The 20,081-nt window shown below is 71.7% G+C and carries 16 protein-coding genes; 6 read left to right on the plus strand and 10 right to left on the minus strand.

The window, feature by feature from the left end; all coding sequences use genetic code 11:
- Positions 1-22: 22 nt before the first annotated feature.
- Complete coding sequence (locus tag OG875_RS08180; RefSeq protein ID WP_330173552.1) at positions 23-1,210, plus strand: Clp protease N-terminal domain-containing protein; 1,188 nt, start codon at positions 23-25, stop codon at positions 1,208-1,210.
- Between the two features lie 109 nt (positions 1,211-1,319).
- Here the strand turns inward: OG875_RS08180 and OG875_RS08185 are convergent, their stop codons facing one another.
- Entirely contained in the window at positions 1,320-1,859 is a 540-nt protein-coding gene (locus OG875_RS08185; RefSeq protein ID WP_330173553.1) for an AAA family ATPase, read from the minus strand.
- Between the two features lie 109 nt (positions 1,860-1,968).
- A complete protein-coding gene (locus OG875_RS08190) occupies positions 1,969-2,994 on the minus strand; it encodes an ATP-dependent 6-phosphofructokinase (protein ID WP_330173554.1) in 1,026 nt (341 codons plus the stop codon).
- Positions 2,995-3,209: 215 nt separating this feature from the next.
- On the opposite strand from OG875_RS08190, the gene pta reads away from it, so the two are divergent.
- From pta to pyk, 3 genes are all read left to right on the plus strand, one after another.
- The gene (pta, locus tag OG875_RS08195; protein ID WP_330173555.1) at positions 3,210-5,285 is read left to right on the plus strand and encodes a phosphate acetyltransferase; all 2,076 of its coding nucleotides are present in this window, start codon (positions 3,210-3,212) and stop codon (positions 5,283-5,285) included.
- 151 nt (positions 5,286-5,436) lie between these two features.
- The gene (locus OG875_RS08200; RefSeq protein WP_330173556.1) at positions 5,437-6,642 is read left to right on the plus strand and encodes an acetate kinase; all 1,206 of its coding nucleotides are present in this window, start codon (positions 5,437-5,439) and stop codon (positions 6,640-6,642) included.
- 74 nt (positions 6,643-6,716) lie between these two features.
- Positions 6,717-8,153 carry a pyruvate kinase gene (gene pyk, locus OG875_RS08205; protein ID WP_330173557.1) on the plus strand — a complete coding sequence of 479 codons (1,437 nt, stop codon included), beginning with the start codon at positions 6,717-6,719 and terminating at the stop codon, positions 8,151-8,153.
- Positions 8,154-8,294: 141 nt separating this feature from the next.
- Here the strand turns inward: pyk and OG875_RS08210 are convergent, their stop codons facing one another.
- The 4 genes from OG875_RS08210 to OG875_RS08225 all read right to left on the minus strand — a co-directional run bounded on the left by OG875_RS08210 (position 8,295) and on the right by OG875_RS08225 (position 12,602).
- Positions 8,295-9,581: a hypothetical protein gene (locus OG875_RS08210; protein ID WP_330173558.1), complete on the minus strand. Its 1,287-nt coding sequence runs from the start codon at positions 9,579-9,581 to the stop codon at positions 8,295-8,297.
- Positions 9,571-10,233: a DUF6114 domain-containing protein gene (locus OG875_RS08215; protein ID WP_330173559.1), complete on the minus strand. Its 663-nt coding sequence runs from the start codon at positions 10,231-10,233 to the stop codon at positions 9,571-9,573. Before OG875_RS08215 ends, OG875_RS08210 begins: the two co-directional genes overlap by 11 nt.
- 118 nt (positions 10,234-10,351) lie before the next feature.
- A complete protein-coding gene (locus OG875_RS08220) occupies positions 10,352-10,981 on the minus strand; it encodes a DUF6230 family protein (protein ID WP_330173560.1) in 630 nt (209 codons plus the stop codon).
- A 640-nt stretch (positions 10,982-11,621) separates the two neighbouring features.
- Complete coding sequence (locus tag OG875_RS08225; protein WP_330173561.1) at positions 11,622-12,602, minus strand: tetratricopeptide repeat protein; 981 nt, start codon at positions 12,600-12,602, stop codon at positions 11,622-11,624.
- Between the two features lie 375 nt (positions 12,603-12,977).
- Between OG875_RS08225 and OG875_RS08230 the strand changes: the two genes are divergently transcribed.
- Positions 12,978-13,697, plus strand: coding sequence for a TetR/AcrR family transcriptional regulator (locus OG875_RS08230; RefSeq protein ID WP_330173562.1), 720 nt, complete (start codon positions 12,978-12,980; stop codon positions 13,695-13,697).
- On the opposite strand, the gene OG875_RS08235 is transcribed toward OG875_RS08230, so the two are convergent.
- The 3 genes from OG875_RS08235 to OG875_RS08245 all read right to left on the minus strand — a co-directional run bounded on the left by OG875_RS08235 (position 13,673) and on the right by OG875_RS08245 (position 16,710).
- The gene (locus OG875_RS08235; RefSeq protein ID WP_330173563.1) at positions 13,673-15,391 is read right to left on the minus strand and encodes an acyl-CoA mutase large subunit family protein; all 1,719 of its coding nucleotides are present in this window, start codon (positions 15,389-15,391) and stop codon (positions 13,673-13,675) included. The two genes, OG875_RS08230 and OG875_RS08235, sit on opposite strands and share 25 nt — an antisense overlap.
- 344 nt (positions 15,392-15,735) lie before the next feature.
- Positions 15,736-16,062: a DUF3817 domain-containing protein gene (locus OG875_RS08240; protein ID WP_330173564.1), complete on the minus strand. Its 327-nt coding sequence runs from the start codon at positions 16,060-16,062 to the stop codon at positions 15,736-15,738.
- A 138-nt stretch (positions 16,063-16,200) separates the two neighbouring features.
- Positions 16,201-16,710 (minus strand): MarR family winged helix-turn-helix transcriptional regulator, encoded by a 510-nt coding sequence (locus tag OG875_RS08245; RefSeq protein ID WP_330173565.1) that lies wholly within the window; start codon positions 16,708-16,710, stop codon positions 16,201-16,203.
- Positions 16,711-16,918: 208 nt separating this feature from the next.
- Here OG875_RS08245 and OG875_RS08250 point away from each other — a divergent pair, with 208 nt between their 5' ends.
- Positions 16,919-17,953 (plus strand): glycoside hydrolase family 6 protein, encoded by a 1,035-nt coding sequence (locus OG875_RS08250; protein ID WP_330173566.1) that lies wholly within the window; start codon positions 16,919-16,921, stop codon positions 17,951-17,953.
- 147 nt (positions 17,954-18,100) lie between these two features.
- Here OG875_RS08250 and OG875_RS08255 read toward each other — a convergent pair whose 3' ends face one another.
- Complete coding sequence (locus OG875_RS08255) at positions 18,101-20,080, minus strand: galactose oxidase-like domain-containing protein (protein WP_330173567.1); 1,980 nt, start codon at positions 20,078-20,080, stop codon at positions 18,101-18,103.
- Between the last annotated feature and the right edge of the window lies 1 nt (position 20,081).

A 20,081-nucleotide genomic window follows, 5' to 3' on the forward strand; every position in this document is an offset into this window, starting at 1 on the left:
GTCGAACAAGGGGAGAAGCACCATGGAACAGCGCCGGACCGCCGTCACGACGACCGAATTCGCCTGGGACGCGGTCGAGTTGCTGGCCCACGCGGTACGGCACGCGGCCGAACGCCCGAGCCCGGCGGTCGGCACGGAGCATCTGCTGGTCGCGCTGCTCGGCGACACCGAGGAGCCGGGAGCCGCGCTGGTGCCCGGCGGCCGGGAGTCCGGCGCGATACGCGGGCAGATCCGGGCCCGCGACGAACAGAACTGGGCGCGCGACGACGCCGGTGACGAGGGTGTCGGTGCCGTACCCGAGGACGACGAAGTCGAGGTGACGGCCGTCTGGCGGGAGGCGCTGTGGAGCGCGAACCGCTCCCGGCGCGAGGACGCGGCGCCCGCGCCCCGGCCCTCCGAGGCTCTGCGGCGGACGCTCCTCGGCGCCCTGCGGCTGGCCCGCGAGGAGGGCGCGCCCGACGCCCATGAGCGGCATCTGGCTCGGGCCCTGCTGGACGTGCGTGAGAGCCGGGCACTGGAGGCGCTGTCGCTGCGCCGGGTCGACATGGCGGCGTCCGCCGCCGCGCTGGACGCCCAGGCCGAGGCGGTCCGCGCGGGCGGCGAGCCCTGGCCCGCCGAGGCGGCGGGGGCACGCGGCGCGGTCAGGGTCCTGCGGAGCGCCGGGCTGCTGGGCGAGCGGGGCGTGTGGTGGACGCGGGGCATGATGACGTGGCTGGCGCGCACGTCGGGCGACGGGTCCCCGGTCGTGCTGGTGCTCTGCAACGAGGCCCAGCGCCAGTCCGTACGCCACGGCCGCACCGAGACCGAACCGGTGGACCTGCTGCTCGCCGTCCTGGCCCTGGACCGGGGCCTGACGGTCGCCGGTCTCTCCCTGCCGGAAGACCTGCTCCCGGTCAACTCGGCGGCCGACGCGCTGCGTTCGGCGGGTGTCCACGAGTCCGACCTGTTCCGCGCGGCAGCGGCGGCGGCCGGCCCGTCACCGCAGGCCGCGGTCCCGTCCGGCCCGAAGCGCTCGGTCGCGACGGACAAGACGGTGGCGGCGGCCCGCCTGCTCGCGGCCGACCGCAAGGACCGCACGGTCGGCACCACCCACATCCTGACGGCCCTGCTGGCCACGGGCGACGACGCGACGACGGCCCTGCTCACCGAGAACGGCGTGAACCCGGAGCTGCTGCGCACCCGCCTGGAAGCCACCGCCGGAGCCGCGTAACGCCGGCCGGACCACCGGGTCCGGGCGGGGGCAGCTGCCCACGCCCGGACCCACCCGGTCGTGGTCGCGGGAGAGCCGGGTTGTCGTGCCCGGCTCGCCGCTCCCCGGTTCACCGCCGCCCGGCCCAGCCGGTGGCGGTCACCACCTCGCGGGCGATGTCCGCGACGGACCGCCCGTCGGTCGCCACGCGTACGGTCCCCGCCGGGATTCGCCGGTCCAGGAGCCGTGCCTTGCGGATGCCGGCCTCCAGCTCCCGCTCCAGCTCGGAGCCCAGTTCGCGGCCCACCAGACGCTCGTGGGCGGTGGCGTCGGTGGCGGTGAGCAGGACCCGTGTCATCCGTACCCCGGTCCCCATGGCGCGTCGGAACATGCCCGTCGCCTCGGGGAGCACGCTCACGGTGTTCGTGTAGATCAGTCGACGGTAGCCACGGCGGGCGAAGTTCGCCCACACGGCCGTCAGGTTGCTCTCGGCGATCTCCGACCGGTCCGGGTCGCCCTCCGGGGCCGGATGCACCTGCCCCATGCAGTCGCCCTCGATGACGGCGTGCGGGACCGGCACCGTGCGCAGCTGCGCCGAGACCTCCCACCCCACCGTTGTCTTCCCGACCCCGGCCCGGCCCCCGATGAGCAGCACTTCCACGTCGTCCATGGGGGCAGGGTGACAGCGTCCGACCGCCTCACGCGACCGGATATGGGCTCCACCGCACCGGGCCCGCCCCCGCGCCGTCGGCGCGGGACCACGAGGTGCTGCCGGAGGGCTAGAAGACCGACTCCACCTCGAACATCCGGTTCTCCGGGACCGTCTTGAGGCGGGTCACCGCGTCCGCCAGGGGGACCATCACCACCTGGGTGCCGTGCAGCGCCGTCATCCGGCCGAAGCGGCCGTTGTGGACCGCCTCCACCGCGTGCCAGCCGAAGCGGGTGGCCAGCACCCGGTCGTACGCGGTCGGGGTGCCGCCGCGCTGGACGTGGCCGAGGATCACCGGGCGGGCCTCCTTGCCGAGGCGGCGTTCCAGTTCGCCGGCGAGGCGGTTGCCGATGCCCTCGAAGCGTTCGTGGCCGAACTGGTCGATCGCGCCCTTCGCGTAGTGCATCGAGCCCTCCGCCGGGTGCGCGCCCTCCGCGACGCAGATGACCGCGAACTTCTTGCCCCGCGCGAACCGTTCCTCGACCATCTTCACCAGGCTGTCGACCTCGAACGGCCGCTCCGGCAGGCAGATGCCGTGCGCGCCGCCCGCCATGCCGGACTCCATCGCGATCCAGCCCGCGTGCCGGCCCATGACCTCGACCACCATGACGCGCTGGTGCGACTCGGCCGTCGTCTTGAGCCGGTCGATGGCCTCGGTGGCGACCATGACGGCCGTGTCGAAGCCGAAGGTGCGGTCGGTGGAGGAGATGTCGTTGTCGATGGTCTTCGGTACGCCGACCACCGGCATCCCCGCGTCGGAGAGCATCCGGGCCGCCGTGAGTGTGCCTTCGCCGCCGATCGGGATGAGCGCGTCGATGCCGTACGTACGGCCCAACTCGTCGGCGCTCTCCGCCGCTTCGCGCAGCCGGCGGCGCTCCAGCCGGGCCGAGCCGAGGATCGTGCCGCCGCGGGCCAGGATGCCGCTGACGGAGTCGAGGTCCAGCGGGCGGAAGTGGCCGTCGAGCAGGCCCTTGAAGCCGTCCTCGAAACCGATGACCTCGTCGCCGTGACCGGTCACGGCGCGGTGGACGACCGAGCGGATCACGGCGTTCAGGCCGGGGCAGTCGCCGCCTGCGGTGAGGACTCCGATACGCATCGCGCTGTGTCTCCTGCTCGTTCAAGGGAGTGGTCCGGGGGCCGTACCGCCTACCCGTCGCGGAGGCGCCGTATCCACCCCCACCGGTATCGTCAAGAGGGCTTTGCCACCCTAACGGGCGTCCCGGCGGAAACAGGAATTTTCTCCCCGCCCCACCCTGCCGGGGGACCCCCGCCACCCCCTCCTCCCCCTTTACGTCGAACAGGAGAGCACGCGTGACACGCAGCGTCTACGTGACCGGGATCGAACGCGGTGACGGCCGCCAGGTCGTCGAGCTGGGCGTCATGGAGCTTCTGACCCGCCAGGTCGACCGCGTCGGTGTCTTCCGCCCGCTGGTGCACGCCGACGGCCCCGACCGCCTCTTCGACCTGCTGCGCGCCCGCTACCGGCTCGCGCAGACCCCGGAGTCCGTCTACGGCCTCGGGTACGCGGAGGCCGCCGGCATCCAGGCCGACGGCGGGACCGAGGCGCTGGTGCAGCGGCTGGTCCGGCGTTTCCACGAGGTGGCGCGGGAGTACGAGGTGGTCCTGGTGCTCGGGACCGACTTCGCCGACACCCAGCTGCCCGACGAGCTGTCGCTCAACGCGCGGCTCGCCAACGAGTTCGGTGCCTCGGTGATAGCGGTGGTCGGCGGCAAGGGGCAGCCCGCCGAGTCCGTCCAGGCCGAGGCCCGTAACGCGCACCGCGCTTACGCCGCGCTGGGCTGCGACATCCTCGCCACGGTGGTGAACCGGGTCGCCCCGGAGGACCGCGACACCATCGACGCGCAGCTCGGCGCGCAGCTGCCGGTGCCCTGCTACACGCTCCCCGACGAGGCGGCGCTGGCCGCCCCGACCGTCGCGCAGATCACCCGCGCGCTGGACGGCACGGTGCTGCTCGGTGACGAGGCGGGGCTGGCGCGCGACGCGCTCGACTTCGTCTTCGGCGGCGCGATGCTGCCGAATCTGCTGGGCGCGCTGACCCCGGGCTGTCTGCTGGTCACGCCGGGCGACCGGGCGGATCTGGTGGTGGGCGCGCTGGCCGCCCACTCGGCCGGTACGCCGCCGATCGCGGGGGTGCTGCTGACGCTGGACGAGCGGCCGGCGGACTCGGTCCTCACCCTGGCCCACCGGCTGGCGCCCGGCACCCCGGTCGTCTCGGTGGCCGCCGGCTCCTTCCCGACCGCCGGTGAACTCTTCGCGCTGGAGGGGAAGTTGGGCGCCGACACGCCGCGCAAGGCGGAGACGGCGCTGGGCCTTTTCGAGCGGTACGTGGACACCGGCGATCTGCTGCGGCGGATGTCGGTGGCACGCAGCGGCCGGGTGACGCCGATGATGTTCGAGCACGACCTGCTGGAGCAGGCCCGCGCCGTACGCCGCCGGGTGGTGCTGCCGGAGGGCACGGAGGAGCGGGTGCTGCGCGCGGCCGATGTGCTGATCCGGCGTGACGTGTGCGACCTGACGCTGCTCGGGGACGTCGACACCATCCTGAAGAAGGCCGCCGACCTCGGCATCGACCTGGCGGGCAGCCAGGTGATCGATCCGGCCACGGACGATCTGCGGCGCCGGTTCGCCGAGCGTTACGCGGAACTGCGCGCGCACCGGGGTGTGACGGTGGAGCTGGCGTACGACGTGGTGGCCGACGTGAACTACTTCGGCACGCTGATGGTCGACGCGGGGCTGGCCGACGGCATGGTGTCGGGCTCCGTCCATTCGACGGCGGCCACGATCCGCCCGGCGTTCGAGATCATCAGGACGAGCGGGTCGACCAGTGTCTCGTCGGTCTTCTTCATGTGCCTGGCCGACCGGGTGCTGGTGTACGGCGACTGCGCGGTCATCCCGGATCCGGACGCCGCGCAGCTCGCGGACATCGCGATCCAGGCAGCGGCGACCGCCGCCCGGTTCGGTGTGGAGCCGAGGATCGCGATGCTGTCGTACTCGACGGGGACCTCGGGCTCCGGCGCCGACGTCGACAAGGTGCGCGAGGCGACGAAGCTGGTGCGGGCGGCGCGGCCGGAGCTGAGCGTCGAGGGCCCGATCCAGTACGACGCGGCGGTGGAGCCGAGCGTCGCGGCGACGAAGCTGCCGGACTCGGAGGTGGCGGGGCGTGCGACGGTGCTGATCTTCCCCGACCTGAACACCGGCAACAACACGTACAAGGCGGTGCAGCGTTCGGCGGGCGCGGTGGCGGTGGGCCCGGTGATGCAGGGGCTGCGCAAGCCGGTGAACGACCTGTCGCGCGGCGCGCTGGTCCAGGACATCGTGAACACCGTGGCGATCACGGCTGTTCAGGCGCGCGGCGACGACGCGTAGTCCTGGTCCAGGACATCGTGAAGACCGTCGCCGTCACCGCCGTACGGCCGTACGCCGTGGGGCGGCGGCGGCGGCGCGCGACGCCGCGGGGGCTCCGTGGAAGCTCCGCGGCGGCTCCGTCAACCTCCCTTCCGTGAAAGGCTTTTCGCCCGTGACCTCGCAGGCCGCCCGAGTCCTCGTCCTCAACTCCGGTTCCTCGTCGGTGAAGTACCAGCTTCTCGACATGCGGGACGGCACCCGTCTCGCCGCCGGTCTCGTCGAACGCGTCGGCGAGAGTGCGTCCCGGCTGACGCACACCCCGGCGGACGGCGGGGAGCGGTCGCGTACGGGGCGGATCGCCGACCACGACGCGGCGCTGCGGGCCGTCGCGGAGGAACTGGCGCGGGACGGTGTGGGGTTGGACTCCCCCGCGCTCGCGGCGATCGGGCACCGGGTCGTGCACGGCGGACCGGTGTTCACCGCGCCGACGGTGATCGACGACGACGTCCTGGCGGAGATCGAACGGCTGGTGCCGCTGGCACCGCTGCACAATCCGGCGAACATCACCGGCATCAGGACGGCGCGGGCGCTGCGGCCCGATCTGCCGCAGGTCGCGGTCTTCGACACGGCGTTCCACACGACGATGCCGGAGCACGCCGCGCGGTACGCGATCGACGTGGCGACGGCGGACGCGCACCGTATCCGGCGCTACGGCTTCCACGGCACCTCGCACGCGTACGTCTCCCGGCGGGCCGCCGAACTGCTCGGCCGGGCGCCGGAGGACGTGAACCTGATCGTGCTGCATCTGGGCAACGGGGCGTCCGCGTCGGCCGTCGCGGGCGGCCGGTGCGTGGACACCTCGATGGGGCTGACCCCCTTGGAGGGGCTGGTGATGGGTACGCGCTCGGGAGACGTCGATCCGGCGGTGGTGTTCCATCTGGAACGGGTCGCCGGAATGGGCACCGACGAAATCGACCATCTGCTCAACAAGAAGAGCGGTTTGACCGGACTGTGCGGTGACAACGACATGCGGGAGATCCGGCGGCGGGTCGACGCGGGTGATCCCTCGGCGGAACTGGCCTTCGGTATTTATGTCCACCGGCTGAAGAAGTACATCGGCGCCTATTACGCGGTGCTGGGCCGGGTGGACGCGGTGGTCTTCACGGCGGGTGTCGGCGAGAACGCGGCGCCGGTCCGGGAGGCCGCGGTGGCCGGTCTCGACGCGTTGGGGCTGGTCGTGGACCCGGAGCTGAACGCCGTACGGTCCCGGGAGCCGCGTCTGGTGTCGCCGGCGCACGCGCGGGTCGCCGTGGCCGTCGTACCGACCGACGAGGAAATGGAGATCGCCCGCCAGACCTTCGCGTTGGTCGACGCCTGAGCGCCACCCCGCCCATTTGTATTTTCCACCAGCCGGAATATTCCGAGGCGAAACAAACCGATAGGATCCGCCGTATGCGCCGTTCCAAAATTGTCTGCACCCTAGGCCCCGCGGTCGACTCGTACGAGCAGCTGAAGTCGCTCATCGAGGCCGGCATGAACGTGGCCCGACTGAATATGAGCCACGGGTCCCACCCCGAGCACGAGGAGCGGTACCACCGCGTCCGGAAGGCGGCCGAGGCCACCGGCCGGGCCGTGGGCGTCCTGGTCGACCTCCAGGGCCCGAAGATCCGGCTGGAGACCTTCGCCGAGGGCCCCGTCGAACTGGTGCGGGGCGACGAGTTCGTCATCACCACCGAGGATGTCGCCGGGGACAAGGGCATCTGCGGCACCACCTACAAGGGCCTGCCGGGGGATGTCGGCAAGGGCGACCAGATCCTGATCAACGACGGCAACGTCGAGCTGCGGGTGACCGACGTCGAGGGCCCCCGGGTCAAGACGCTCGTCATCGAGGGCGGCGTGATCTCCGACCACAAGGGCATCAACCTGCCGGGTACGGCGGTCAACGTGCCCGCGCTCTCGGAGAAGGACGTCGAGGACCTGCGCTTCGCCCTGCGGATGGGCTGCGACATGATCGCGCTGTCCTTCGTGCGGGACGCGGACGACATCAACGACGTGCACAAGATCATGGACGAGGAGGGCCGCCGGGTCCCCGTCATCGCCAAGGTCGAGAAGCCGCAGGCCGTCGCCAACATGGAGGCCGTCGTCGCGGCGTTCGACAGCGTCATGGTGGCCCGCGGCGACCTGGCGGTCGAGTATCCGCTGGAAAAGGTCCCGATGGTGCAGAAGCGCCTCATCGAGCTGTGCCGCCGCAACGCCAAGCCGGTGATCGTGGCGACCCAGATGATGGAGTCGATGATCACCAACTCCCGCCCGACGCGCGCCGAGGCGTCGGACGTGGCGAACGCGATCCTGGACGGGGCCGACGCGGTCATGCTGTCGGCGGAGTCGTCCGTCGGCGCGTATCCGATCGAGACGGTCAAGACGATGTCGAAGATCGTCGTCGCGGCCGAGGAGGAGCTGCTGTCGAAGGGCCTCCAGCCGCTGGTGCCGGGCAAGAAGCCCCGTACACAGGGTGGTTCGGTCGCCCGCGCGGCGTGCGAGATCGCGGACTTCCTGGGCGGCAAGGCGCTGATCGCCTTCACCCAGTCCGGCGACACGGCCCGCCGCCTGTCGCGCTACCGCGCCTGTCAGCCCATCCTGGCCTTCACGACGGACGAGGCGACACGCAACCAGCTCTCGCTGAGCTGGGGTGTCGAGTCCTTCGTCGTGCCGCACGTGAACACCACGGACGCCATGGTCGACCTGGTGGACGCGGAGCTGCTGAAGATGAAGCGCTACGGCGAGTCGGACACGATGGTCATCACGGCCGGTTCCCCGCCGGGTGTGCCCGGCACGACGAACATGGTGCGGGTGCACCACCTGGGCGCCGCGCCCGACGACGAGAGCTGAGCCCGCCGGCTCCCGGGTCGGCGGACATCCGCCGGACCGGGGCCGCCGGAGCCGTACGGAGAACGGGGAGCGGGCCGCACGATCGACTCGTGCGGCCCGCTTCGTGTTCCCGTAGGCGCGCGGGGACCGTCGCCGCACGGCCTACGCCGTCAGGTAGTTGTGAAGTCCCGGGACGGTGAGGGTGCCGCCGAACTGGCCCGCCTGGATGACCTCCACCTCCGTGAAGAACGCGAACGGGATGTCGAGCGGCGGCGGGGTCTCGGGGCTGAACGTGATCGGGATCAGCCCGAACAGATTGCCCGTCAGTTTCTCGGTGTACATGGTGACTTGGCCGTCGCGGATGGTCGACGTCGAGCCGGGACGGCTGGCCACGTGCGCCGTACGGTCCGCCGGGTAGACGACTTTCTGGTGCAGGTCCTTGATGTCCACCTCCGAGGCGGTGAACTTCAGGGCCTTCTTGATCTTCCCGCCGGCGGTCCTGACCTCGACGATGCCGTGGTACTTCAGCCCGTTCAGCGTGAGCATTGTGCTCTCCAGCTTCCACGGGTCGTCCGGCAACAGCGGGATACCGGGCTCCAGTTCGGCGGCGGCCAGCGCCTCCGGGTCTGCCTCGGGGCAGGGGAAGCGGGGCTTGCCGCCGGCGCCCTCGGGGATGTCGTCGTCCTCGCGCGCCTCCAGGCCCTTGGCGTCCTCGTCCAGTTCCTCGACGGTCGCCCCGGCCTGGTCCGCCGCGTCCCTGATGGCGTCCTCGGTGCTGTCACCGCCACCGGTCCCGCCCGTCCCGCCGGTCTCCGGCTTCGGGCCGGTCGGCTTCCCGGCACCGGGGTCGTCCGGCGCGGGCGTGTCCGGCGCGGACGGCTCGGGCTCCGGGTCGGCCGGCTCGGCCGTCTCCTTGTCCGGTACGCCGAGCAGGCCGCCCAGCACGTCTCCGAGGCCCAGCGGGTCCAGCGGATGCCTGGTCTCCGACGGGCCCGGCTCGGGCCTGTCGGGCGCGGGCTTGCCGGGCACGTCGGACGCGGGCGGCGTCTCGCCGGGCGAGGGTTCCGTACCGCCGTCGCCACCGGTGGGCGGGCGCGGCCCGTCCGTGGGCTCCCCGGAGGGATCACCGGGCGCGCCGTCCGAGGGCCCGCCCGACGGCTCCTGGGACGGTGACGGCGAGGCCGACTCCTCCGGCGGCTCGTCGGAACGGGTGACGCAGGGGCCCGGCGCGAACGGGATGTCCTTGTTGTCGTCGGCGAGGGCGAGCCGGGGCGTGAGGCCCATCCCGACGAACACCGCCGTCGGCATCGCGGCCAGCGCGAACGCCTTCCCGGCCGGAATGTGGAGCTTGGTCAGCAGCGACTTTCTCGGGGCGGCGTGCCGCGGACCGGTTCTCCGGCGGGCCCGCCCCTCTCCGGCCTCGTCCAGCCGCGTGTCGTCACCCCGCACTGTTCCTCCCGCCGTTGGACTGGGCAGTCGTGTCGGTCAGTTCCGCTTCCCCGTCACGCGGGGCGGGGAGAAAAGGGTCGTCCCCGCCTCCGTCCGGGATCCCCCGGCCGACGGGGTCGCCGGGCACGAACGTCTGCTGCCGTACGGCGGCGTGCCCGTGGTCGGCGTGATGTCCGTGGTCCGCGTCGTGGCCGTGATCGGTGTGATGTCCGTGGTCGGTGTGCCCGTGGTCCGGGTGCGTGTCCTCCGGCGCCGGCGGCAGTCCCGGCGCCCAGGCTATGGAGAGCCCGCCGCCTATCAGGGCGAGGAACGCGCCGATCCCGAGCCCGCCGAGGTTGGACACGGGGATGGAGACGAGCGCCAGCAGGATCGTGGCGACACCGGCGAAGACCCGCACGATGCTCTGGTACCACATCGTCAGACCCAGCGTGGCGAGCAGCACCCCGATGATCAGCGAGCCCGCGCCCGCGGTGGTGGCCATCGTCAGGGAGAGATGGCCCAGCCTCAGTTCGGCGTAAGGGAAGTAGGCGATCGGGACTCCGCTGAGGAGCGTCAACAGGCCCGCCCAGAACGGCCGAGTACCCCGCCAGGCGCGGAACCGCAGCCGCCAGTACGTGAATCGGCCGCGCGGCTCCGAAGACTCGGCGCTCATGGACAACAGCTCCCTGGTACCGGTGTTGCTGTGAGAGAGGGGGAAGTGGGCGGACGCGACCGTGTCGCACGTGGCGCGCCCGCCCCGGAGGGCGAAGTGCTCAGGACCCGGTCAGGGTCTAGTAGCACTCCTTGACGCCCTTGTGCAGCTTCAGACTCAGACCGCTGAGCTCGAAGGTGCCGGCCGTGGTCGCCCACGCCGTCTGCTTCACATCGGTCAGCGTCGCCTCTTCGGCACGCTGGGCGAAGCCGAACGGATTGACCTTCTTCTCGGTCCCCGGCTGGATCCTCGTGTCGCCGGCCGCCACACCGATGTCGATGTTCTTGAACTTGGCGTCGGCTTCGAGCTGGGCGATGTCCAGATACAGATTGGTCGCCCGGACCGGTTTGCCGTCGCCCCGGCCGGCGCGCAGCTCAAGGCTGATACTGCCGAAGACCGGGACGTCCGGAGTGACCACCGACTGGCACATGTTGGTGATCGTGGCGGAGCTGAACCCGGAAACGGCCACCGGGTTGAGGGTCTTGTTGCCCTTGAGGTCGGTGCCGTCGGCGAGGCTTCCGTACTGCACGAAGTCCTGGCCGACCAGTTCACCGGCCGAGACCTTGAAGCTCTGCCCCGACACACTGAACGACGCGGCGAGCGCGCCCTGTGCCAGCGCGACACCTATCGCGGCCGTCGCGGCCACGCTCGGCACCATGACGACGGCGAACCGCTTCCATCTGGTCCCGCCACGTGCTTGGGACTCCATTGTTTCCTCCTTCTCGGACGTACATCTCCGGACCGGGCGTGGACCCGTTCCGGGACGGGAGAAGTGCTATGTCCTCGGGAAGGAGAATGTCGTTGCGTTCACGCGGAACGAGCCGCGCCGGATTCACCGACGATCACCCCCGAGCGACAACCACTGGACCACGCGTCTCACGTGGCCGCCGGGCAGGCCCCGCCGGTCGGCGGGAACCCCCCTGCCCGTGGGCCGGCGCCACCGCTCCGCCGACCCGCCCGGTGGGGTTCCAACAGGCGGTGGTCACGGCCGGATCGCCGAGCCGGTGCGTTGTTGGACCGAGCGTGGACGATCGTGGTGTATTCACGCCCCCGACACAAGGGGGTTCGTTACTGGCTGGTAACGGGCGGTTCGTCCGGGCACGGCGGGGCGGCGCCGGGCGGCCACACAGGGTGCCTCAAAACGCCCCGGCAAAAATACGAATATCACCAACAACCGGGCAGACCACGCCTGTTGATTTACTCGCAGTAACAGCATCCCCGCTTTGCCAAGTTTTGGCAAAGCGGGGGTGTCGCTGTCGCCGAGTCGACACATCGCCGTACGCCGCCCCGGAACGCGGGGCCGGCACGGCGACCGGCCCGCCGACCGACACGCGGCGGGCCGGAAAGGATCAGAAAAGGACCCTGGCAAGTGCCGAACGGGCGGCGGTCACCCGGGGGTCGTCCGAGCCGATCACCTCGAAGAGTTCGAGCAGCCGCAGCCGGGCCGCGTCCCGGTCCTCACCCGCGGTGCGCCGTACCGCCTCGACCAGCCGGCCGAAGGCGTCCTCCACATGACCGCCGACCAGATCGAGGTCGGCCGCGGCGATCTGCGCGGGCACGTCGTCCGGCCGCTTCGCCGCGTCCTCGCGGACCCGCTGCGGGTCCATCCCCGTGACCCGGGCGAGGAGTTCGGCCTGGGCGAGCCCGAGCTTGGCCTCCGTGTTGCCGGGGTCGTCGGCCAGCACGTTCCGGTACGCCTGCGCGGCGCCGTCGAAGTCGTTGGCGTCCAGCGCGCGAACAGCGGCTTCGAGCAGCGCGTCGTACGGCCCCGCCTGCTCCACCGGCTCGGGCCGTTCGCCGTCCGGGCCGTCCTCCGCGTCGGCGTCGACGGTGAGGCCGGTGAGCCCGAAGCGCTGCTCGCCGACCTGGATCAGCTGGTCCAGCGTCTCCCGGATCTGGCTCTCGGGGGCGGCGCCCTGGAAGAGGGGCAGTGCCTGACCGGCCACCACGGCGAAGACCGCCGGGATGCCCTGGATCTGGAACTGCTGCATCAGCATCTGATTGGCGTCGACGTCGATCTTGGCCAGAACGAACCGGCCGCCGTACTCCCGGGCCAGCCGCTCCAGCACGGGGCTGAGCTGTTTGCACGGCTCGCACCACTCGGCCCAGAAGTCGATGACGACCGGGACCTCGGTGGAACGCTGGAGGACATCGCGCTCGAAGCCCGCCTCGTCGACGTCGATCACCAGGCTGGAGGGGGACACGGCACCGGTGTCGCCCCGGCGGGCCGCCTCCGCGCGGGCCTGCTCGGCCTTGGCCTTGGCCTCACCGGCCGCCTTCACCGCGGCGAGATCGACGACACCGCTCATGGACATGTTCCTAGGCTGCATGCGTACATCCTCCCCTCTCGGCGCCCGCAAGTGAAAAGCAACCGGACAGTCGGGACCGGCGCCGCGCCGGACGCGCGGAACGGCGCCCGTCGCCGCGTTCCCCGCAGGGAGCGGGGCGTACGGACGGACAGGGGCGTCGGACCGGTACGCGCCCCGCGCATGACCTGAACACGTGCGGGGCAAGTCCCCCGTGGGAGACCGGGGTTCGACACGGGGTCCCCACCCCGCGTCAGTGGCTGTCGCTCCGGAACCGCCCCTCGGGGACGGCCTTTCGCTACGGGTCGTAGCGTAACCGGAAGGGGCCCCGTGCGGGTGAGATTTCAGCCCGTGAACTGACTCACGGCGTTTTCCCTACCGACGGGTATGGTCGCTCGCATGCTGAGCCGCCGCCACCGAATTCCCCCTCGCTCCGGCCGCCCCCGCAGCGCCGCGGCCGACGCCGCGATCCTGCTGGCCACCCGGGCGGCCCTGGTGGAACTGGGCTGGTCCAAGCTGTCGATGGGGGACGTCGCCGCGCGCGCGGGCGTCGCCAAGACGACGCTCTACCGGCGGTGGGCGAACAAGAGCGAGCTGGTCGTGGACGCGGTCGCGGTGCTCTTCGACGAGATCGAGATCCATGACCGGGGCAGCCTGACGGCCGACATCGAGGGTGTGGTGCTCCAGTTCGCCGCGCTGCTGGAGCGGCCGGAGACCAAGACGGCGCTCATGGCGGTGGTAGCCGAGTCGACGCGGGACGACGCGCTGCGGGCCCGGATCCGTACCGCGATCGTCGACCGGCAGAAGGGGCTGGTGCTCCGGGGCCGTGAACGGGCCCAGGAACGGGGCGAGTTGCCGTACGAGAGCGACCCGGCGGCGTCCGCGCGCCACGCCGACCTGGTCTTCGACGTGATCGCGGGGGCCGTGACGCACCGGACCCTGGTGAGCGCGGAGCCGGTGGACGAGGAGTGGGCGCGGGGCTTCACGCTGCTGCTGGTGGCGGGGCTGGGCGCGGGGCCCGGGACGGCCGGCACCCGGACCGCCGGTGCACCGTCCGGCCCGGGACCCGGCCCCGGACCGGCCCTCTTACCGGGTCAGAAGCCCGGCGGCTCCGTGTAGGTGCCCCACTCGTCGCGCAGCACCCCGCAGATCTCGCCCAGGGTCGCCTCCGCGCGTACGGCCTCCAGCATCGGGCCGATCATGTTCGACCCGTCGCGCGCGGCGGCCAGCATCGCGTCCAGCGACGTACGGACCCTGGCGTCGTCACGGGCCGCCCGGCGGTCGGCCAGCTCCCGCACCTGGTCGCGCTCGACCTCGTGGCTGACCCGCAGGATCTCCAGATCACCGGTGACCGAGCCGTGGTGGACGTTGACGCCGACGACCCGCTTCTCGCCCTTCTCCAGCGCGCGCTGGTACTGGAAGGCGGACTCGGCGATCTCGCCGGTGAACCAGCCGTCCTCTATGCCGCGCAGAATGCCGGAGGTGATCGGCCCGATGGGGTGCCGCCCGTCGGGGTGCGCCCGCAGACCGCGCTCCCTGATCTGGTCGAAGATCTTCTCCGCGTCGGCCTCGATACGGTCGGTCAGCTGCTCCACGTACCAGGAACCGCCCAGCGGGTCGGCGACGTTGGCGACGCCGGTCTCCTCCATCAGCACCTGCTGGGTGCGCAGCGCGATCTCGGCGGCCTGCTCGCTGGGCAGCGCCAGGGTCTCGTCCAGGGCGTTGGTGTGCAGGGAGTTGGTCCCGCCGAGGATCGCCGACAGGGCCTCGACGGCGGTCCGTACGACGTTGTTGTACGGCTGCTGGGCGGTGAGCGAGACGCCCGCCGTCTGGGTGTGGAAGCGCAGCCACTGCGCCTTGTCGGTCTGCGCCCCGTAGACCTCCTTCATCCAGCGGGCCCAGATCCGGCGCGCGGCGCGGAACTTGGCGATCTCCTCGAAGAAGTCGAGATGCGCGTCGAAGAAGAACGACAGGCCGGGGGCGAAGACGTCGACGTCCATGCCGCGCGAGAGGCCCAGCTCCACGTAGCCGAAGCCGTCGGCGAGGGTGTAGGCGAGCTCCTGCGCGGCCGTGGCCCCGGCCTCGCGGATGTGGTAGCCGGAGACGGAGAGGGGCTTGTACGCGGGGATGGACGCCGCGCAGTGCTCCATCAGGTCGCCGATCAGCCGCAGATGGGGCTCGGGCTGGAAGAGCCACTCCTTCTGGGCGATGTACTCCTTGAAGATGTCGGTCTGGAGCGTGCCGTTCAGGACGGCGGGGTCGATGCCCTGGCGCTCGGCGGCGACGAGGTACATGCAGAAGACCGGGACGGCGGGGCCGCTGATGGTCATGGACGTGGTGACGTCGCCGAGCGGGAGGTCGCCGAAGAGGATCTCCATGTCGGCGGCGGAGTCGATGGCGACGCCGCAGTGGCCGACCTCGCCGAGGGAGCGCGGGTCGTCGGAGTCGCGGCCCATCAGGGTCGGCATGTCGAAGGCGACGGAGAGACCGCCGCCGCCGTTGGCGAGGATGGTCTTGTAGCGCTCGTTCGTCTGGCGCGCGTTGCCGAACCCCGCGAACTGGCGGATCGTCCACGTACGGCCCCGGTAGCCGGTCGGGTGCAGCCCGCGTGTGAAGGGGTACTCCCCCGGCCAGCCGATCCGCTCGAATCCCTCGTACGTGTCACCGGGCCGCGGCCCGTAGACCGGGTCGACCGGGTCGCCGGAGAGCGTGCTGAAGTCCGCGTCCCGCTTGCGGGCCTTGTCGTAACGGGCCTGCCAGCGCCGGCGGCCCTCCTCGATGGCTGCGGCGTCGGCGTGCGCGTGAGGGTCCATGCTGTCGAATTTACTAGGACGTCCTAGTAAAAGTCGAACGCTGAACGCCACGAGTTTCCTCGCGGCGTACGGCGGACGCCGGGAACCGCCGGGCGGCGGCCGTCGGCGAGCGGTGGCGGGGGGCGGCGGGGGTCCGTCATTCGGATCAGGCCGGATCGGTGAGCGCCCGCCGCGACAGCGGCTGCCGCGACGTCGGTGCCGTGAATCACAAGGCGGAGAAGTGAGGCAAGGCGGAGGAGTGAGGCAGGGCGGAGGCCCTGGCTCCCCCCGCACCGACAACGCGGCGGGGCGTGGCGCCGGGGCACGCGAGCCCGGCACGGTCCGAACCGCGGACCTCAGGGGCCTCAGGCTTCGACGGGGGCGGTCTCGTCCCGGACGATCAGCGGCTGGACCTCGCGGGTGATCTTCGGCTCGACGAGGAACGAGGCGACCGGGATACAGCCGGCGGCCAGCACCCACAGCAGCTTCCCGAACGGCCACTTCGCCTTGGAGCCCAGGTCGAAGGCGAAGACGACGTAGACGATGAAGAGCACACCGTGGATCTGCGAGATCACCATGGTGTCGCCGGTGTCGAAGCCGTACTTCAGGACGATGGCGACGGTGAAGACCAGCAGCCAGACGGCGGTGATGTACGCCATGACCCGGTAGCGGGTCAGGATGCTCTGTTTCATGGCGACGAGCCTAACGACCCGGGGCACCCCGGCGGACGGCGGGGCTCCGGTGCCGACCGGCCCCCGGCCCGCGCGCGGCGCCGACGCCACCGCGCCGAGGGGCCCCTACGGCCGCCGGGCCGGGGCTCGGCTCTCCGCTCAGCTCTCCTCGAAGTCCTTCGCGGAGAGCCGCAGCGGGCGCAGCATCGCGAAGATCTCCGCGCACTCCTCGGCGTCGTACGCCCCGAGGCCGAACTCCATCTCCATCAGGTCCCGGGTCGCCGCCTCCACGACCTCGCGGCCCTTGTCGGTGATGGAGGCGAGGGTGCCCCGGCCGTCGTTGGGGTTGGGGCGCTTGTCGACCAGACCGGACCTGACCAGCCGGTCGACGGTGTTGGTGACGGACGTCGGGTGGACCATCAGCCGCTCGCCGATCTTGGACATGGTCAGCTCACCGGCCTTGGAGAAGGTGAGCAGCACGAGGGCCTCGTAGCGGGCGAAGGTCAGTCCGTACGGTTTGACGACCGCGTCGACCTCGGCGAGCAGGATCTGGTGGGCCCGCATGATCGAGGTGATCGCGCCCATGGACGGCACGGGCCCCCAGCGGCGCCGCCACAGCTCGTCGGCTCGGGCGATGGGATCGAAGGCGAGGCTGAGCGGCTTGGACACGCCGTCGACCCTATCGAGTGACGGAGGGACGGTCTGCCCCTCCTCCCGATTCGCGGGGGCGGTGGGCGGGGACCGGGGTACTCCGGCCGGGGCGTGGGGGCCACCGGGTGTCCGGGACGGCCCGTCGGTGTCGCAACGCGACCGAATGTGACCGCTGTGTCACGATTGCCCCGGTCCTGTGCTTCTTCGGTCGTTCAAGGAGGGCTGGATGTCCAGCCGCACACCGCGCCGCGTCCCGCTCTCCGCCGTCCCCCTCGCCCTCGCCCTCGCGCTCACCGGCTGCTCGGGAGGGTCCGGTGACGGGTCCGGCACCCCCGCGCGGGACGTGCGGGACGGGGGCGTCCGGGGCGAGGCCGCTCCCTCCGCCGGTTCGCCGTTCTGGGTGGACCCCCGGAGCGACGCCGCCCGGCAGGTCGAGGAGTGGGAGGCCCAGGGCCGTACCGACGACGCCCGGGTACTCCGGCGGATCTCCGAGCGCCCGGTCGCCGACTGGCCCGCCGGGGACGACCCGGTGCCCGAGATCCGCGGGGCGGTACGGGGCGCGGGCGGCAAGCGCACGGTGGTCCTCGTCGCGTACAACATCCCGCACCGGGACTGCGGTCTCTACTCGGCGGGCGGCGCCCGCGACGGGCGCGCCTATCTCGACTGGATCGACGCCTTCGCCGGGGCGATCGGCGACGCCCGCGCCCTGGTCGTCCTGGAACCGGACGCCGTCTCGCACCTCGTGGACGGCTGCACCCCCGCCGAGCATCACGCGGAGCGCAACCAGCTGCTGGGGGAGGCGATCGGCCGGCTGAAGCGGCAGCCGCACACCAAGGTCTATCTGGACGCCGGGAACCCGGCCTGGATCAAGGACCCGGCGCGGATCGCCGAGCCGCTGCGCGCGGCGGGGGTCGGCGGCGCGGACGGCTTCTCGCTCAACGTCTCCAACTTCCAGACGGACGAGGCCGTCAAGGACTTCGGGACCCGGCTGTCGGGCCTCCTCGACGGCGCCCACTTCACCGTCGACACCAGCCGCAACGGCGAGGGCCCCCTCCCGGGTGACCGGGAGGAGGCGTGGTGCAATCCGCCGGGCAGATCGCTCGGTACGCCGCCGACCGCCGAGACCGGTGATGCCCTGGTCGACGCGTATCTGTGGATCAAGCGGCCGGGCGACTCGGACGGTCCCTGCCGGGGCGGACCTGCGGCCGGTACGTGGTGGCCGGAGTACGCGCTGGGCCTGGCCCGGCGGGCGGACGCCTGACGCCTTTGCGGCGGGCCCGGCGTACGGGTTCGGCGGGCGGGTTCGGCGGGCGGACGCGCAGGGACGCGACGGTGCGCGCCGTGGCGGGCGCGGGCGTTCAGTTCCGGGCCTTCGGTTCCGGGCCTTCGGTCCGTCGGTTCCGGGCCTTCAGTTCCGGGCCTTCAGGTCGTTCCGTACCTGGATCCACTTCGCCTCGGACGGCACCCCGTCCTCGTCCGTCACGAAGAGCATGTACCAGCCCGGCGGCACCAGCGTCGGGTCCGACGGCACGTCCACCGTCACCGAGCCGTCCCGCCGCGTGATCCCGAGGTCGATCGAGCGCTGCTCCACGTCCGTGCTGTGCGTGACGGCGCTGGGCCGCATCAGCCGGGCCGTCGCGATCCGCTCGGGGTCCTCCGTACGGAAGGTGGCCCGCCCGTTCTGGTCAAGCTCCGCCGGCCCCTCCCCCAGCACCGGCCGCCCCTTGGCACGGTCGCCCTGGAGGGACGGGGGTGTGAAGACCTCCACGCGCTGCTCGAACGTGCCGAGCTTGGTGTTGTCCGGGTCGTCGAAGAGCGGGTCGGAGCCGAAGGTCGCCACCCGCCCGTCGGGCAGCAGCAGCGCCTCGGAGTGGTAGTTGCGGCCCACGGTCGGGTCGGCCGCCTTGCTGAAGGTGTTGGTCCTCGGATCGTAGAACTGCGCCTTGAGGATGTCGCTGGCGCCGCGCCCCCGGTAGTCGGAGGAGCCGCCGCTGGTGAAGACCGTGTCGTCGGGCATGATCACGCTGCTCAGATAGCGCGTGCCCTGCGGCAGGTCCGGCCCAGGCCGGAAGGCGGGGCTGTCCGCCTTGAGGTCCACGATCGCGGTGCGGGCCGTCGACTTGGACGACTCGCCGACCCCGCCGCCGCCGAGGAGCATCACCTTCTGGTCCTGCGCGGGCGGCAGCACCAGCGAGGCCGAGGTCTCCGTCCGGTCGAGCTGGGAGAGCCCGCCGACCTTGGTGAAGACGTTCGTCCGCAGGTCCCACAGACCCGGCTGGCGCCCGGCCGTGGCGGGGCCGTAGCCCGCGTTCGAGCCGGAGTAGAAGACCTTGCCGCCCTTGGTGAGGAAGAGGGCGGGGTACGTCGGGAAGTAGCGTGTGGGGCCCTTGGACCACTTCTTGGTCGCGGGGTCGTACAGCTCGTTGTCCCCGGTGAGCACCGCGCCGACGTCGTCCAGTCCCGACACGGCGAGCACCTTGCCGTCCTGGAGGGTGACCAGCGTCGGGTACCAGCGGGCCTCCCGCATCGGGTCGACCCGGATGTACCTCTCCGCGACCGGGTCGAACTCGTACGCCGCCTTGATGCCCTGGAAGTCCTGCTTCTCCGTGGTCAGCTTCTGCGCCAGGCCGTAGGTGTTGTCCGCGTCCTTGCCCTTGAGGCCGACGATCTCGTACTGCGCGGCCTGCGTCGTCAGCGCCTCCGGGCCCTTCCGTACGGCCTCCACGAAGACCCGCGCCTCGCCCGCCGTGACCTTCGTCCTCCAGGGCAGCATCCGGCCGCCCGCGGCGTACGAGATGCTGAAGTCCCGCTTCGCCTTGGGCACCGTGACGTCGAACTTGCTGACGTACTCCACGCCCGACGGCGACCGGAAGCGGGTGCCCTTCTTGAAGGTGCGCGCCTTGTCGGGGCTCTCGTTCTTGACCCGCATCCCGCCGCCGGCCCGGTCGACCTTCCCGTCGAGCACCTCGTAGCGCGCGGTGCCGCCCGCCACCAGCAGCCGCCCGTCGGGCAGTTGGGAGTGGCCCGCGCAGAAGAAGTCCTCGGGGGTGGGGATCTTCCGGTACGAGTTGTCCGCCGGGTCCCACAGGACGGTGTCGAAGGTACCCGCGTCGAACTTCTTCTGGTTGTTGCCCGACCCGGCGATGAGCAGCACCTTGCCGGTGTGCAGCAGCGCGGCGTGGATGGCGTTGGTGCGGTACTCCTCGGGGACGTCCAGCACCTCCCAGGAGCCGTACGCCGCCTTGTAGCCGGGCTGCGCGATCCGGTACGCGTGGTACTTGTCCTCGGCGAAGGAGATGGCGGCCGGCGCGTTCAGCGACATCAGCACCACGACGGCGCCGCCGCCGAGCAGCGTCTTCTTGAACTTGTGCGAGGGCCGGTAGGCCATG

This window comes from Streptomyces sp. NBC_01498 (assembly GCF_036327775.1).
In the GTDB taxonomy this organism is placed as follows: domain Bacteria; phylum Actinomycetota; class Actinomycetes; order Streptomycetales; family Streptomycetaceae; genus Streptomyces.